This is a genomic window from Nonomuraea sp. SYSU D8015, from assembly GCF_008065375.1.
Classification (GTDB): Bacteria; Actinomycetota; Actinomycetes; order Streptosporangiales; family Streptosporangiaceae; genus Nonomuraea.
In genome coordinates this window covers 95,111-109,936 of record NZ_VJYI01000007.1, presented here as the reverse complement: position 1 = coordinate 109,936, position 14,826 = coordinate 95,111, and the positions used below count along the sequence as shown (strand labels likewise).

Annotated in this window: 10 protein-coding genes; 4 read left to right on the top strand and 6 right to left on the bottom strand. The window is 69.8% G+C overall.

Features of this window, described 5'->3' with window-relative positions; genetic code table 11:
- Positions 1 to 33: 33 nt before the first annotated feature.
- Positions 34 to 1,089 (bottom strand): trypsin-like serine peptidase, encoded by a 1,056-nt coding sequence (locus tag ID574_RS28460; protein WP_336245552.1) that lies wholly within the window; start codon positions 1,087 to 1,089, stop codon positions 34 to 36.
- A gap of 817 nt (positions 1,090 to 1,906) precedes the next feature.
- Positions 1,907 to 2,101 carry a hypothetical protein gene (locus tag ID574_RS28455; RefSeq protein WP_188192047.1) on the bottom strand — a complete coding sequence of 65 codons (195 nt, stop codon included), beginning with the start codon at positions 2,099 to 2,101 and terminating at the stop codon, positions 1,907 to 1,909.
- Between the two features lie 263 nt (positions 2,102 to 2,364).
- Between ID574_RS28455 and ID574_RS28450 the strand changes: the two genes are divergently transcribed.
- Positions 2,365 to 3,051 carry a phosphatase PAP2 family protein gene (locus tag ID574_RS28450; RefSeq protein ID WP_223167159.1) on the top strand — a complete coding sequence of 229 codons (687 nt, stop codon included), beginning with the start codon at positions 2,365 to 2,367 and terminating at the stop codon, positions 3,049 to 3,051.
- Between the two features lie 828 nt (positions 3,052 to 3,879).
- Here the strand turns inward: ID574_RS28450 and lexA are convergent.
- Together lexA and ID574_RS28440 are read right to left on the bottom strand one after the other, a co-directional pair.
- Positions 3,880 to 4,539 (bottom strand): transcriptional repressor LexA, encoded by a 660-nt coding sequence (lexA, locus tag ID574_RS28445; RefSeq protein ID WP_188192046.1) that lies wholly within the window; start codon positions 4,537 to 4,539, stop codon positions 3,880 to 3,882.
- Between the two features lie 66 nt (positions 4,540 to 4,605).
- Positions 4,606 to 6,099, bottom strand: coding sequence for an MFS transporter (locus ID574_RS28440; protein ID WP_188192045.1), 1,494 nt, complete (start codon positions 6,097 to 6,099; stop codon positions 4,606 to 4,608).
- A 58-nt stretch (positions 6,100 to 6,157) separates the two neighbouring features.
- Here ID574_RS28440 and ID574_RS28435 point away from each other — a divergent pair, with 58 nt between their 5' ends.
- Positions 6,158 to 8,335, top strand: a complete 2,178-nt coding sequence (locus tag ID574_RS28435) for an AfsR/SARP family transcriptional regulator (RefSeq protein WP_188192044.1) — start codon at positions 6,158 to 6,160, stop codon at positions 8,333 to 8,335.
- A 60-nt stretch (positions 8,336 to 8,395) separates the two neighbouring features.
- Here ID574_RS28435 and ID574_RS28430 read toward each other — a convergent pair whose 3' ends face one another.
- Positions 8,396 to 8,944: a MarR family winged helix-turn-helix transcriptional regulator gene (locus ID574_RS28430; RefSeq protein ID WP_188192043.1), complete on the bottom strand. Its 549-nt coding sequence runs from the start codon at positions 8,942 to 8,944 to the stop codon at positions 8,396 to 8,398.
- A 119-nt stretch (positions 8,945 to 9,063) separates the two neighbouring features.
- On the bottom strand, positions 9,064 to 12,018 hold the full coding sequence (locus ID574_RS28425; protein WP_188192042.1) for a glycosyl hydrolase: 2,955 nt from the start codon (positions 12,016 to 12,018) through the stop codon (positions 9,064 to 9,066).
- Between the two features lie 312 nt (positions 12,019 to 12,330).
- On the opposite strand from ID574_RS28425, the gene ID574_RS28420 reads away from it, so the two are divergent.
- Both ID574_RS28420 and ID574_RS28415 read left to right on the top strand, forming a co-directional pair.
- On the top strand, positions 12,331 to 13,656 hold the full coding sequence (locus ID574_RS28420) for an MFS transporter (RefSeq protein ID WP_188192041.1): 1,326 nt from the start codon (positions 12,331 to 12,333) through the stop codon (positions 13,654 to 13,656).
- A 137-nt stretch (positions 13,657 to 13,793) separates the two neighbouring features.
- Entirely contained in the window at positions 13,794 to 14,819 is a 1,026-nt protein-coding gene (locus ID574_RS28415; RefSeq protein WP_188192040.1) for an ABC transporter substrate-binding protein, read from the top strand.
- Positions 14,820 to 14,826: the final 7 nt, after the last annotated feature.

The window sequence follows — 14,826 nt, the reverse complement described above, 5'->3', positions numbered from 1 at the left end:
CATCCCTCCCGAAGGGGCGGATGCCTGATCCGGTTATCCGGGCAGGAGCGAGCCACTCCACGACGCTTTGGCGGCACCGTAAACCGCTGCCAGTTCGCCATCGAAGTATGGAGACAGGCTCGTGTCGTACCGCAGATTGCCATCGGTGTCGGCGACGCTGATGGTGATGCCGTTGAGGTATCCCATGCGGCTGCTGTTGTCATAGCGCGACAACCAGGAGGAGCCGAGGGAACCTTCACCGGTGAACGGGGAATCGACGGCGATGAATTCCTCGGCCTTCAAGATGGGGACCATCGCGCCCGCCGTGCGACCGCTGGATGATTCGATGGTCTCACCTGTGTAATGCCCCTTGCCGTCGGGATGAGTGCCGGCCGGGTAGCCGAAGACGTCGACTGCGGAGTCCAGCGGCTGGCTCCAGGCCAGGCCCTGTCCGCCGACGTTGTCGACCAGCCTTCCGAAGTCGGTCAATCCACCCGAGGCGGAGGGGACGACGCCACTGTAAACGGTGACGAAGGCGTAGTCGCGGTCGTAGTCGTTGTACGCGCGGAAGTCGTAATGACCGAAAACCAGTTTTCCGACGTAAAGACCCCACGGAGCCGTGCCGCCGGTGTAGCCGGGAACGAACACCCACTTGTCCAGGGTGGCGTCAGCGCGCTGGGTGTCGTACACGCAGTGCCCTGCGGTCGCCACGAGGTTGCGGTATTGCGACTGCACAGCGCTGCCCGTGCACCAGTGCGGCTGTCCGTCGGCGCCGACGAAGAATACCTTGCCCGAGGTGACGGGCTTATTGTCGTCCGCTGCGTCAGAGGTGGACGGGGGCGACGGCGGGACAACACCGGGCTTGGTGTCCATGGGGATGCCGCTGCGGGGAAAGACCTTGTCGACGGCGGTCTGGACGTTGTACGGAGTGGCGTTTCTCAGGTTGGCGCCGCCATCGCCGAGCCAGAACTCCGCCACCTCGACAGCGGTCGCCTGAGTATCGGCCAGAGGGGCCGTCGTCACGCTGGAAGCTTCGGCCGGCGCGGCTACGAGGCCGGACACCAGCAGGCCGACGGCCAATACGGCTGATATTCGCTTCATTTCATCCATCTCCAGTTCTGCTGTGCAACCATGCGTGATTGCCACATCGACGCTGCGTGATCGACCCAAGGCGTCTGGAGGCAAGGCGGCATGGACTCACTCCACATACAGCGATAAGGCGGATCTAAAAGATCCCAGAACAAACACCCACATCAGGCCACAGATCGTCACATACCGTCAAGAACCACACAGCGTGACGGGCGCAGGCTTTCGAACACACCGCCGAATGGCCACGACAAGGCAGCCAAGCTGTGAAGACCCACCACAGGAAACCCGTCTCGCCGACAAACGGTTGATGTGACTGTCTGTAAACAGGCCAGATCACTTCGCCGGGCCTGAGAACGGGCATGATCCGATTCCCAGCGAACTCACAGCAACGGATCGCTCCGCCGTGCCGCCACGAGGGCAGGCCACAGCAGGGCAACGCCAGGCCGCGTACGTCCGCGTCCTTGCACGGACGACGGGAGCGCGGGCGTCCGTGATCCTGCTCCTGTCCCAGACGCCCACGCCGACCTGCTCGCATGGCCGCACGCACCCGGGTGGCGCCGATCGCGGCGAACTCACCGATACCCGTCCGCGTGGTGCGCTTCCGTCCGCGGCCGCCGATGATGGTGAGGGGTTTCCTCAACGGAGATCATTTCCACTGGCCGTCGAGGACGAGGGCGGCGCGGGCGATGTCGCCTGCTCGGAGCGGCCGCGGGGGGCTGCGGACGGGGACGTGGACGCCGGCGCCGATGTAGCACTTGTCCACGAGGGTGGAAAGGCCCTTGGCGGCCGCCTTGCCCGTCGAGGACCACGTGCGTCATCCCGGACGCCTGGCAGTGCGTCAGGATCTCGTGCGGGCAGGGGCCTGGTCGGCGAGGACGTCGATGCCCTCGTGCAGGTAGCGGTAGCCGGTGGCCTGCGAGATGCCGGTATCGCGGGCCGGACAGTGGACGCAGCCGTGCTCCCTGAGCCAGGGCAGCACCAGGACGGCCTGCCGGAACGGGGCCGGCGCCCGAGACCCGCGCGGGGTCCGCAAGCGGCGGCGATGCCTGGCCGGGAGACGGGAGAGGAACTCGACGATGTGGCGCGGGACGTCGAGCGTGGCAGCATCGGTGAGATCATTTCGCTGAGACCTCGGTGATGCCGATGCGTTTTCGCGCGTGCCAAGCGGTGTGAGTTAGCGTGACCCGTGTGAGCCCGCATGAGGTGGCCGGCGGCCGATTATCGCGCCTGGTCGCGCGTGTCCGGTCAGCCGCACTTGCCGGGAGGGCGGGTGGGCGCCCCGCGCCGCTCGTCGAAGTGGCCGGTCTGCTCCTCGTGATCGTGCTCTTCTCACGGCTTCATGCCGCCGCCGGGAAGGACGTCGCGGCCGCCACCGCCAACGCGCTGACCCTGCAATCCATGGAGCACGCCCTCCACCTGGACATCGCGCTGAAGGCGAACCAGTGGCTGACCGAGCACCCTGCCCTGATCCAGCCGGCGGTGTACTACTACCGCCTGTACTACGTCGTCATCATCGGTGTGCTGGTGTGGGTCTTCGTCCGGCACGCCGACGTCTACGTCAAGGTCCGCCGGACGCTCGTCGCGATGGCCCTCCTCGTGCTGCCCGTTTACTGGGCGCTGCCCATGTCGCCCCCTCGGTTCGCCCTGCCGGGCGTCGTCGACATCATCGCCGAGCACGACACCCTGGGCGGCCACGCCTCACGAGAGATCGGCAGCGGCCAGAACCTGTATTCGGCGATGCCCAGCATGCACGTGGGATGGTCGTCGTGGTGCGCGTATGCCGTGTGGTCCGCGCTGCGGACCTCCCATCCGCGCTCGGCGTCGCTGTCGTGGATCTTCCCGCTGGGCATGGCGGCGGTCGTGCTCATCACGGGGAACCATTACGTGCTCGACATCGCCGGAAGCGCCGTGTTGCTCGTCGTCGCCATCGCTGCCGTATCAGCGTGGGGCCACCTCGCCGAGCGCCGGCACGCCCGGGATTGAGCGCCTGCGGACGGCCGCCCCGCCCGCATCCTGGCACCCGGAGACGGGGTGGTCGTCAGTCGCCTCCGCCTCCACCCCCGTCACCGCCCGAAAAGCCGCCGCCGCAGCCACTGTCACCAGATCCCCCCGAACCGCTTCCCCCCGAACCGCTGCCGAACGGGATGCCGGGGTTGCCGGATCCCCTCCGCATGGAAGCCTGACCGTTGATCAGTGACCACACCATCCACACGAGGATCCACGTGAACGCGATCACGAAGCCGACCGCCACAACTGTTGAGACCGTCACAAGACCATCCCCCCGCGAGTCCTTAGATCGGTACTTTCACGGTAGATCCGGTGCCTGCCGCCGAGAGGGTTTTGATCCTTTTGCTCGTGTGCGCGGCGACAGCCGGCGCTCCGGTTCTGTCGGAGCCGATCTCTACGGTGTGCGGCATGACCACTCACCCCCCAAGAGCCGGGTCTGGCCGGGCGTGCGCAGGGCCATCACCTCCGAAGGCGATCGCGGAACGCGTCCGGAGCCGGGGCGTCTGGAGCGACGGCCAAGCCCGAGCGCAGCCGGGCTGCTCCTGGGCGCGGCCGCCGCCGGCTGCATGCCCGCGGTGGAGTACGGGTGGCAACTCGGGCACACCCAGGCGCTCGCCTTCGCGATCGACGCCGCCCGCTGGGCGGGGGGCGCGCGACACCGTCCCGGCGGTCGCCGAGGTGGCGGCCCGGAAGGGGCCGAGCGGCTTCGTACGCACTGCCCGCGCCCTGCACGAGCACCTCGTGCGCGGACGGCAACAGGCCGCGTCGCCGGCGCGTGCCTAGACGAGCGGACGGCCGGGGTGCTCAGATGCTGCGCAGGACCGAGACCACGATGCCCAGCACCACGGCGCCGTCGCCATCGATGACGTCATACGCGGGATTACGCGGTTCGAGATAGACATGCCCGTTACGTCGGCGGTACACCTTGACGGTGGCCTCGCCGTCGATCATCGCGGCGACGATCTGACCCGAGTACGCCTCCGGCTGCTGCCGCACCACGACGATGTCGCCGTCGCAGATCGCGGCGTCGATCATCGAATCCCCGCGTACCCGGAGGCCGAACACGGTGCCACGTCCGGTGAGGTCTCGGGGCAGGGTCAGCGCGCCGTCCACGTGCTCGTCGGCCGGAATGGGGGTGCCCGCGGCGATGTCTCCGACCACGGGCACGGTCACCAGGTCGTCGGCCGGTTCCGGAGCCGAGGCCCGCAGGAACAGGCGCACGTCGATCGGCCGGCTCATCGTCGCGCCCCGGCGGAGGAACCCCTTCTCCTCCAGGCTCCTCAGGTGCTTCGACACCGACGAGGACGACCGCAGCCCGACCGCTCGGCCGAGCTCGCGTGTGCTGGGAGGGTAGCCGTATTTGACCACCCAGTCGCGGATCGCGGCCAGGATCCGCTGCTGGCGCTGCGGCAGGGCCGAGAAGTCCAGATACTCGAACGCGTCGGGATCGTCGTAGGCGGTCACCTGCGAAATGCTAGAGGGATCTCGTGCACCGCCGCGAACGCCGCACGGGCCGACGTCCCCTGCCCCTCATCGCTTCTCCTGGCCGATCGGGCGCAAGTGCCGCAGCAGCGTCATGGAGATTGCGGCCAGGCCGAGCACGAGCACCGCGCTCACGGCCGTGACGACGAGCAGGCTCTGTCCGAAGGCGGCCTGCGCCTCCCCCACGAGCGCCGCGGCAGGGCCCGGCGGCAGGCCGGCGGCGGCGTCGAGCGCCTCGCTGAGCGAGTCGCCCGCTCGCGGCGAGGTGACCAGGCCGCCGTAGACGGCGTTGCCGACGCTGCCGAGCAGCGCGATGCCGAGCGCGACACCGAGCTCGCCGCCGCACTCCGCCAGCGCGGACGCCGACCCGGACCGCTCCGGCGGCGCCGACCCGACGATGAGGTCGAGTCCCAGCGCCCCCACCGGCGCCATGCCGAGGAAGGCGATGGTGACGCCCGTGACCAGCATGCCGAGGCCGTCGCCCGCCAGGACCAGGGCGAACCCGGCCGCCGACACGATCAGCCCCACCCCGACGACCAGGCCGGGCCGGAACGCGCCGGCGATGACCGGGGCGGCGAGGGAACCCCCCACCAGAGCCAGAGCGGGAACCGCCATCCACAGGCCGGCGACCAGCGGCGAGAGCCGTTCGACGAGCTGGAGGTGCTGGCTCACGAACAGATAGACCCCGCCCTGCACCACCATGGCGAGCGCCAGGATCAGCAGGGCCGCGCTGAACGAGCGGTTGGCGAACAGGCGCAGGTCCACCAACGGCTCCGCCAGCCGGCGCTGCCGTCGCACGAACGCCACGCAGAACACCAGGCCGACGACGAGCGCCGCGTACGCCGCCACCTGCCGCGGGTCGTCGGCCAGCTCCTTCAGGCCGTAGACGACCGGCAGGATCGCGGCCATCGACATCGCGACGCTGGCCGGATCGAGCCGGCCGGCGCCCTCCGCCGCGGTCTCCGGCAGCAGGGCCAGGCCGCCCACCACGACGAGGGCCATGATCGGCACCCCCATCAGGAAGACCGACCCCCACCAGAAGTTCTCCAGCAGGAACCCGCCGATCACCGGCCCGGCCGCCGCCCCGCCCATGAAGCAGGCGGTGAACACGCCGATGGCCATGGCACGCTGCCTGGCGTCGGCGAACAGCCCCGCCACCAGCGCGAGCGCAGACGGGCCCATCGCGGCGCCGGCCACGCCCAGCAGCACGCGGGCGGCGATCAGCATCGTGGTCGTGGTGGAGTAGGCGGCCACGACAGAGGCGGCGGCGAACGCGGTCGCGCCGATCAACAGCAGCCTTCGCCGGCCGATCCGGTCGCCGAGCGAGCCCATGGTGATCATGAATCCGGCGATCATGAACCCGTACACGTCGGTGATCCACAGCAGCTCGGTCGCGCTGGGGCTCAGGTCCGCGGCCAAATGAGGCAGCGCGAGCACCAGCACCGTGTTGTCCACGGCGAGCAGCAGCGTGGCCAGGGCGAGCACGGACAGTCCGAGCCACGCGCGCCCCCCGGCTCGGGTAGTGGTCGTCGTAGTCGTCATGTGATCAGCTTGGAGGGCGGACGTTCCGGTCCGATTCGGATCTGCTTAGGGTGAGTTCATGCGCTTCGCCGTACTCGGGCCGCTCGAGGTGACCGCCGACGACGGCCGCGCCGTACGCGTGCCCGAGCTCAAAGTGCGGGCGCTCCTGGCCTGCCTCCTCGCCCACAACGGGCACATCGTGCCGGCCGAGCGGCTGATCGAGAGCCTGTGGGGGCCGGAGCTGCCGGTCAATCCGCTGGGGGCGCTCCGCGCCAAGGTGTCGCAGCTGCGCCGGACGCTCGATGAGGCAGAGCCGGGAGCCAGGGAGCTGGTCGTCACCCGGACGCCCGGCTACCTGGTGGATGGCGACACCGACGCGCGCCGCTTCCAGGAGGCCGCCGACCGTGCCCGGGCCGCCGACGACCCTCGGGAGAGAGCCGCGCTGCTGGCCGAAGCCCTGTCGTGGTGGCGCGGTCCGGCCTTCTCCGACTTCGCCGAGCTCGCCGGGATCCCCGGCGAGTCGCTCGTGCGCCGGGCCGCGGCCCGGCTGGAGGAGCAGCGACTGGCCGCCCTCGAGGACTACGCCGACGTACGGCTGGCGCTGGGCCAGGACGCCTCGCAGGTCGGGGAGCTGGCCGAGCTGGCCGCGCAGCACCCGACGAGGGAACGCTTCCACGGCCTGCTCATGCGCGCCCTCTACCGATCCGGACGGCAGGCCGAGGCGCTCGAGGTCTACCGGGCCCTCCGCGACCGCATGCGTGACGAGCTGGGCCTCGACCCCGGCCCTGAACTGGTCGCGCTGCACCAGGCGATCCTGGAGCAGCGTCCCGACCTGCGCCGCCCGCCGAGCCCTCCGGCGCCCACGCCCGCCCGCCTCCCCGAGCCGCTCACCGACCTCGTGGGCAGGGACGAGGACCTGCCTGAGCTGGTCGCCCTGCCGCGGACAGCGCGGCTCGTGACGCTCACCGGCACGGCCGGCGTGGGCAAGAGCCGCCTCGCGCTGGAGGCCGCCCGCCGGCTGGCCGGCGACTTTCCCGACGGCGTGCACCTGGTGGAGCTGTCGTCCGTGCCCGCCGGGCCGGTGTCGGACGTGGCCGAGGCCGTCGCGGCGGCGCTCGGCCTGCGCGACGACGGCGGGGCAGGCGACCCGGAGGAGCGGATCGCCTCGGCCTTCGGCACGCGCAGGGCGCTGCTGGTCCTCGACAACTGCGAGCACGTCGTCGAGCCGGTGGCCAAGCTCGCCGAGCTGCTGCTGCGCGTCGGCCCCGAGCCCCGCGTCATCGCCACCAGCCGGGAGCCGCTCGGCGTCACCGGCGAGGTCGTGCGGGAGGTGCCGCCGCTGGACGCCGGCGCCGCGACCCGGCTGTTCGCCGTCCGCGCCGCTGACGCGCAGCCGGGCTTCGCGATGACGGCCGCGGACGCCGACGCCGTCGAGGTGATCTGCCGCCGCCTCGACGGCATCCCGCTGGCGCTGGAGCTGGCCGCGGCCCGGGTACGTTCGCTGGGCGTGCGCGCCCTGGCCGAGCGGCTCGACGACCGCTTCCGCCTGCTGTCGGCCGGGCGGCGGGCCGGCCCCGCGCACCAGCGGACCCTCAGGGCGGCGATCGACTGGAGCTGGGAGCTGCTGACCGAGCCGGAACGTGTCGTGCTCCGCCGCCTGGCCGTCCAGGTGGGCGGCTGCACGCTGGAAGCCGCCGAACGGGTCTGCGTCGTGCCCCTGCCCATCCCGGGTGGTCCGCCGGACGACGCCGACGGGCAGGCTGCCGCCACCGCAGCGGACATCGAGCCGGCCGCCGAGACGCAGGCTGCCGCCACCGGGGCGGACATCGAGCCGGCCGACGTGGCCGACCTGCTGGCGCGCCTGGTGGATCGGTCCCTGGTCGTGCGGTCGGGCGACAGGTACCGGCTCCTGGAGTCCGTGGCGGCCTACGGGCTGGAACGGCTGCGCGAGGCCGGCGAGCACGACCGCGTCCTGCGCTGGTACGCCACCTACTACACCCAGCTCGCCGAGTGCGCCGAGACTTACAAGAGCGGACCAGCCCGGCATCGCTGGTTCCGGCGGCTGGACGCCGAGACCGCCAACCTGCGTGGCGCGCTGCAGGCCGCCATGAGCCTGGGCGACGCGCGCCTGGCCGCGCGGCTCACCGGCTCACTCGGCTGGTACTGGGTGCAGGCCGGCCGGCTGGGCGAGGCGCGGCGCGCGGAGGACGCGGCACCGCTCGGTGGACGGCGCGCCGCGGCCTCGGTGACGGTCTAGGACCGCCGCCGCTCTTCTCACCCTCCGGTCGAGCGAGGCCGCGGCGGCGGGGCGGCACGGTCACGGTCTGCGGCGGCGGCCCGGCTCGGCATGCCCCCTCGGTGCCTGCAGATCCCACATCGCGTTGCGGGCTATGCGGGCGAGGAGGCGTTTGAGCGTTCTCACGTCCTCATCGCTCCAGTCGGCGAGGAGCGACTCGAGCCCTTGCTGGTTGTACTCCATGATGCGCTGTCCGATCTCCCGTCCGCGGGGAGTCAGGGCGAGCAGCACGCTGCGTTCGTCCGATGGTTCGCGAACCCGCACGATGAGGCCCGCGTCGTCGAGGCGATGAGCGATCTTGGTGAGATTCGCCCGTCCCGTCCCCAAAGCCAGCGCAAGGTCGCTGGGGCGCATCGCTCCCCGGTAGCTGAGCTGATTGACGACGAGGAACATCGGCACATCGTTCACGGGGAAGTCGACGGCGTCCATGAGAGCCAGCCGCACCGAATGACTGTCCGCCCAGTGGACGATCGAGGCGATCGAGACGCGCAGATCGAGAAGGTCCGGCGCGATGACGGGCGTCAGGTCGATGTCCTGATCGTCGAGCCCGTAGCGTGGCGCCCGCGCCATGATGTGCCTCCCTCGCGCCCCTTGAATGCGATCTCCGTCTCCCCGAACCCTACTGCCCGCTCGCTGGGGCGCGGGTGACGGGACCACGCCCCCGCCTGCGGTCTCCCGTGCCGCCGGCGTCATCCTCCTGTCGCTTCGCGCAGCAGCCGTACCGGGCCCAGCAGCCCGTGGTCGTGGACCTCCGTCTTCTGCGCCTGAGCGCCGCCGGCCAACTGCGCGACGACGTCAGGGACCGAGTCGTAGTAACCGCGGGCGAGCAGCCGGTTGTTCAGGGAACTCGACACCCGGACCGTCACCGTGTTCTCCCCCCGCCGCAGGTCGGAGGTGACGTCCACGCGCGGGCAGGAGGTGTCGAAGCCCTTGACCGCGCCCTCGTTGAGACGGACGGAGCCGAGACCGCCCGCCGTCGATCCGAGGTCGAGCACGTACCTCGCTCCGGCGGCGGGCGTCTCCTCCAGGGTGAACGTCGCCTCGTACTGGCCGACGCCGCTGACCTCGGGACCGACCTCGGGGAGGTCCTTCCACGGGCGGAGCGGACCGCGGCCGGCGTCGAGGCGGGCGATCGCGGTGATGGGCCGCACCTCCCGGGTCTCGTAGCCGAGCCCGCGATCCTCGCTGATCACCTCGAATCCGCCGGCGTCCCAGCTCTCGACCGCGATCGTCCACTCCGAGATCTCCTGGAGAACGTCCGGCGTGACGGGACCGGAGACCGCCGGCTCCCGTGCCGAACGGTCGATCGTGAGCAGGGCGGTCTCCCCCGGCGCCAGCGTCACGGTCACGATCGTGCGCCCCGCGTCGTACCGGACGCCGTGATGGGGGCGGATGTCGCCGGTCCAGGCCTCGATCCGGTGCGCGGTTCCGCTGCCGGGAAGGGCGACCTCGACCGTGGTCGGCTCGCCGGTCTCGTAGAGGAAGTGGTAGAGGTACAGGTGGAACAGCTCGCCATCCTCGCGCAGGTGGCTGAGCACGCTGGGGTCGCCTGTGGTGAACTCGGCGCGTCCGGCGACGCCGAGGGTGCGCAGCGCCCCGACGGTGCCGGACGGGTCGTCCACCTCGGCGACGGTCGGCAGGGCGCGAAGCCGCGCCATCGTCTGGGCGAGTTCCTCGTCGCGGCCGTCGAGTCCCGGGGTGCGGGCGGCGGCATGGGAGTGGATGGTGTACTGCCCGGTCATGAGCCACTTGAGCTCGGTGGCCCCGTTGACGATGAGCAGCTTCAGTCCTTGCCGCGCCCACTCCAGGAGCTTGGCCGCCACGTCCGGATCCAGCGTCTCCTGGTAGACGATGAGCGCCTGGTAGCCCGGGCCGTGCGGCTGCACGAGCCCGTCCGTGAACGACACCTCCTCCCGCAGGAGCAGTGACCCGTCGAAGAACTCATACGTCCAGCCGGTGTCCTGCATGCCCAGGTCCTGCCACCAGTGGTTCTGACGATCGCGCATCCACATGCGCCCGTAGGCGTCCTCGTCCCGAACCCGCCGCCCGTCCCGGTCGAGGAAGAACAGCCCCGAGGTGTTGTCGGTGAAGTGGTCGGTACGGAGGATCCCCACGTCGATCCGCGGCCTGCCCTGCCGCAGGACGCACTGATAACGGCCGATCGCCCTGTTCCACAGCGGGTAGAACTCCGCCGCGGGCTGACGTGTGTCGAACCGCTCGGAGAACATCGGCCGCATGCCCTCGTGCCCGGGCCACCGGGTGACGCCCTCCGCGCCCGCGGTGCTCGCCCAGCCGTGCAGCACGGTCCTGGTGCTCCCCGCCGCCAGCTGGGTGGCGATGATCTGGTCGTAGAAGCGGTGGTCGAGGATGTGGTTGCGGGTGGTCGCGCCGGTCTCGGACGAGTACTGCTTGCCGAACAGGTGAGCCGGTCCGGCCATCAGGCGGTAGGCGTCGATCTGCGCGCCGAACTCCAGCGACTCGGTCTCGATGCCGTCGACCTCCGGCCCCGGTCGCGTGAGCTCGAACGGCAGCCCGTAGCTGATCTCGGCGCGGAGCGTGATCCCGTTGTCGTGCAGGAACGCGGCGAACGGGCGCAGCATGTTCTCGATGTAGAGGTCGGTGAGGGTGCGTACGTAGTCGAAGCGCACCTTCTCGACGGTGACGCGGTGTTCCTCGCGCGCGTCGTTGTGGTACGCCGTACTGACCGCCATGAAGGGGGCGGACCGGGTCAGGAAGGGCAGCCAGCGGGTGATGTCGTAGCCGCGGCGGGCGCGGAACTCCTGGGCGAGGGTGCGTCCCCAGAACATGCCGCCTGCGCCGTAGGTCGACAGCTCAAGGGAGTCCATGTACATCTGCACCCGCGGGTTGCGCGCGATCTGCTTGCGCAGCTCCGGCGTGAGCACGACGGAGTCCCAGTAGTCGATGACCGCGTCGACTCCGTCCCGGTCCAGGTAGTTGACGGTGTAGTTGACCGAGGCCGACGGCGAGGCGGTCTGTCCGGTGCCGTGCGTCCAGAAGACGAACAGCCGCCACTCGCCCTCGGCGGGCGCGGTCCACTCAAGAGTCTCGCCGCGCACCCGATCGGAGAGGTCGACGACGGAGTCGACGTCGAGGATCGTGCCCGTCGCGGTGGTCTCGAGCACGCGAGCGGCCACGACGGCCACCAGGTGCTGCTCGGCGACCTTGCCGCGGTGGCCGGGAAGCATGGTCGACTGCGGCTCTGCGTCGAGGTCGACGCGTGGCAGCGCCCCGCTGCGGGAGCCCGACGGGGCGAGGTCCTCGAACACCACGTCGAGCTCCTGAGACGCGGCCGGGTGATCGGGGGTGATCGTCGGGAGGTTCGCGTTCGACCAGTTCGTGCCGGAGGTGAAGCTCACCGACATGTTCCGCTTGGTCGTCTCCTCGACGACCACCTGGGAGTCGTGCACCCACTCCTCCGCCCCCCAGCCGTAGCGGGAGTGGTCGATGCCGTCCTCGTCCATCGCGAGGAACTCCATCCCGCCGAAGCCCAGCCGGTGCGCGGCGTGGATCTCGCGGATCAGCGTCTCGTCGGTGTGGAGACCTTCCGCCAACCACCACCGGAGCTCGGGCCGGAACTCGATTGACGGGTCGGCGATCAAACGGGCGAGGTCGTCGAGTGACACGCGTCCTCCTTGAACGGTGCGAGATGGACCGACACTAGGCCGCGCCGGGAGGCCAAGGCAATGTCCTGAGGAAACTAAAAATTTTCTGCAGGACACTTGTTTGCGACCACACCGCCCAGTACGGTGTGCGCAACTTCCCAGGTCGCAGCCGTACACCATCCGCCGATCGACCGCGCAACGTACGCGAATTCCTGGGCGAGCGCGTCGCCACAGCCCATCCCCCACGCACGAAGACCAGCCGACGTCGGCTTCTCGATTAAAACGATTTATCTTGCTGCCGGTTCCCCTGCCCTCTTCCGAAGGAGAACATCGATGCCTCGTGTACCGTCCGCGGTCAAAGCGCCGAACCCATGGTGGGTGGGCGTCGTCTCAGGAATGGCGTCCTACATCGACGCCGCCGCGATCGTCAGCTCGGGAACGGCCCTCGTTCTGTACCAGCAGACGATCGGGATCACGCCGACCGAGATCGGCATCCTGTCGGCGGCTCTGACCTTCTGCATCGCGATCGGCGCTCTGGCCGGCGGGCGGCTCGGTGACACGTTCGGACGGCGCGCGGTGTTCATCGTCACCATGGCGATGATCGTTGCGGGCGCCGGCCTGCTCGTCTTCTCCAGCGGCCTCATCGGGCTCCTCGCCGGAACGATGCTCGTCGGGCTCGGCAGTGGAGCGGATCTGCCCGTGTCCCTGGCGACGATCTCCGAGGCCGCGACGGACGAGAACCGGGGCAAGCTCATCAGCTTCTCGCAGATCCTCTGGTTCGTCGGCATCCTCGCGACGGTCGTGCTCGCGACGTTCACGGGAAGCATGGGGCACCTCGGCGGTCAGATCCTGTTCGGGCACGTCGGCGCCGTGGCGCTCATCGTGCTGCTCCTGAGGTTCACGATTCCCGAGTCGAGCTCGTGGACCGCCGCCCATCGGGAACGCGAGTCCGGAACGCACACGGTGCGCGCCGAGCGTCACGGCATCAGGGACGTGCTGACCGAGAAGCTCTATCTCGTACCGTTCCTCGCCCTGCTCGGCTTCTACTCCTTGACCAATCTCGGCGCGAACACGGTAGGCCAGTTCAGCGCCTACGTGGCCGTCAACGTGGTCGGGCTGACGGTTCAGACCGCGTCGCTCATCGGCCTCGTCGGCGTCCCCCTCGGCATGCTCTTCGCCTTCTGGTTCATGCGCATCTCGGACGGACGCCGCCGCATGACCTACTACGCCGTCGGCGCCTTCTTCCTGGTGGCGTCCTACGCCGTCCCCGCGATCCTCGGCTTCTCGCTGACCACGATCATCATCGGGATGGTCTGCGGCGCGATCGGAGGAGCGTGGGCGTTCGAAGCGATCATGAAGATCTGGGCCCAGGAGTCGTTCCCGACCCTGCTCCGCTCGTCCGCACAGGGTGCCGTCATCGCCTTTGCGCGCGTCGTCGCCGCCAGCGTGGCCCTCGTCACGCCCGCACTGCTCAACACGCCTCAACTCATGTACGGCGTCCTCACCGTCCTGGTCGCGATCGGCCTCCTCGTCGGCTGGCTCGCGTTCCGGAAGTCGCACTTCAACGCCTTCCACCTCGAGGACAAAGACCTCGCCGAGGCCCAGCAGGAGCTGCGCGCCGCGGGCGTCCGCACGGAAGCCCCCGCCGCCGACGCCTGACGCGCCGCCCGCGCACGACCCTCACGGGCCCGTGAACCCGATCACACTCTTCTAGCCAAATTACCCAAACTATGGTTAGCCTTTCCTAACTGTTGACCTGCGAGGCTTCACCCCCAAAAGAGAACGGAAGCTCCACCATGCGCGCATGGCGTCCGGTCCTGGCACTCGCCACCCTGAGCGTTGTGCTCGCCGGCTGCGGCTCCACCACCACCGGCACCCCCGGCACCACCACCGCCGCCGCCTCCGCCGCGCCGTCCGGCCCGTGGTCGTTCACCGACGGCTCAGGCAAGGTCGTCAAAGCGGACAAAACCCCGACGCGGATCATCGCACACGCCGGCGAGGCCGCCGCGCTGATGTCCTTCGGCATCAAACCGGTCGGCATCTACGCCGACGAGTCGGTCAAAACCGACGCCAATCTCAAAGACCTCGACCTGACCGGCATCGAGATCCTCGGCCAGGAATGGGGCAAGATCGACGTGGAGAAGGCCGCGGCACTGCGCCCCGACCTCATCGTCGGCGACTGGTGGCCGGCCGAAAAGGCCCACAGCGGCTTCGAAGAAGGCGTCGACGAAAAGAGCAAGAAACTCGCCGAGCTGGCCCCGGTGGTGGGCGTCTCCCAGGGCAAGTCGATCGTCGACCTGGCCAAGGGGTACGAGGACCTCGCCAAGAGCCTGGGCGCCGACGTCGACGCCCCGGAGATCGCAGCGAACAAGAAGCGCTTCGAGGCGGCGGTCGCCACGTTCAAGGAGGCGGTCGCGGGCAAGCCGGGCCTCACAGTGGGCGCAATGTCCCCCGCGGACGACAAGCTCTACTTCGCCAACCCCGAGTACGCGCCCGAACTGCTCGACTTCCAGCGCTGGGGCATGAAGGTGATCAATCCGGAGAAGCCGGACCCCGGCTTCCCGTACTGGGAGAACCTGAGCTGGGAGAACGCCGACAAGTACCAGCCCGACCTGATCCTCTTTGACGGCCGCAGCTACAAGCCCACCTCCAATGAAGAGTGGGGCAAGAAGCAGCCGACGTGGTTCAAGATCAAAGCGGCCAAGGCGGGGGCGGTCGTGGCGTGGCCGGCGTACTGGCTGCACACGTACGGAGACTTCGCCACCGAGCTGGAGAAGCTGACGGCGGCGGTGAAGTCCGCGGACCCGAACATCGGCGACTGACCCCGGC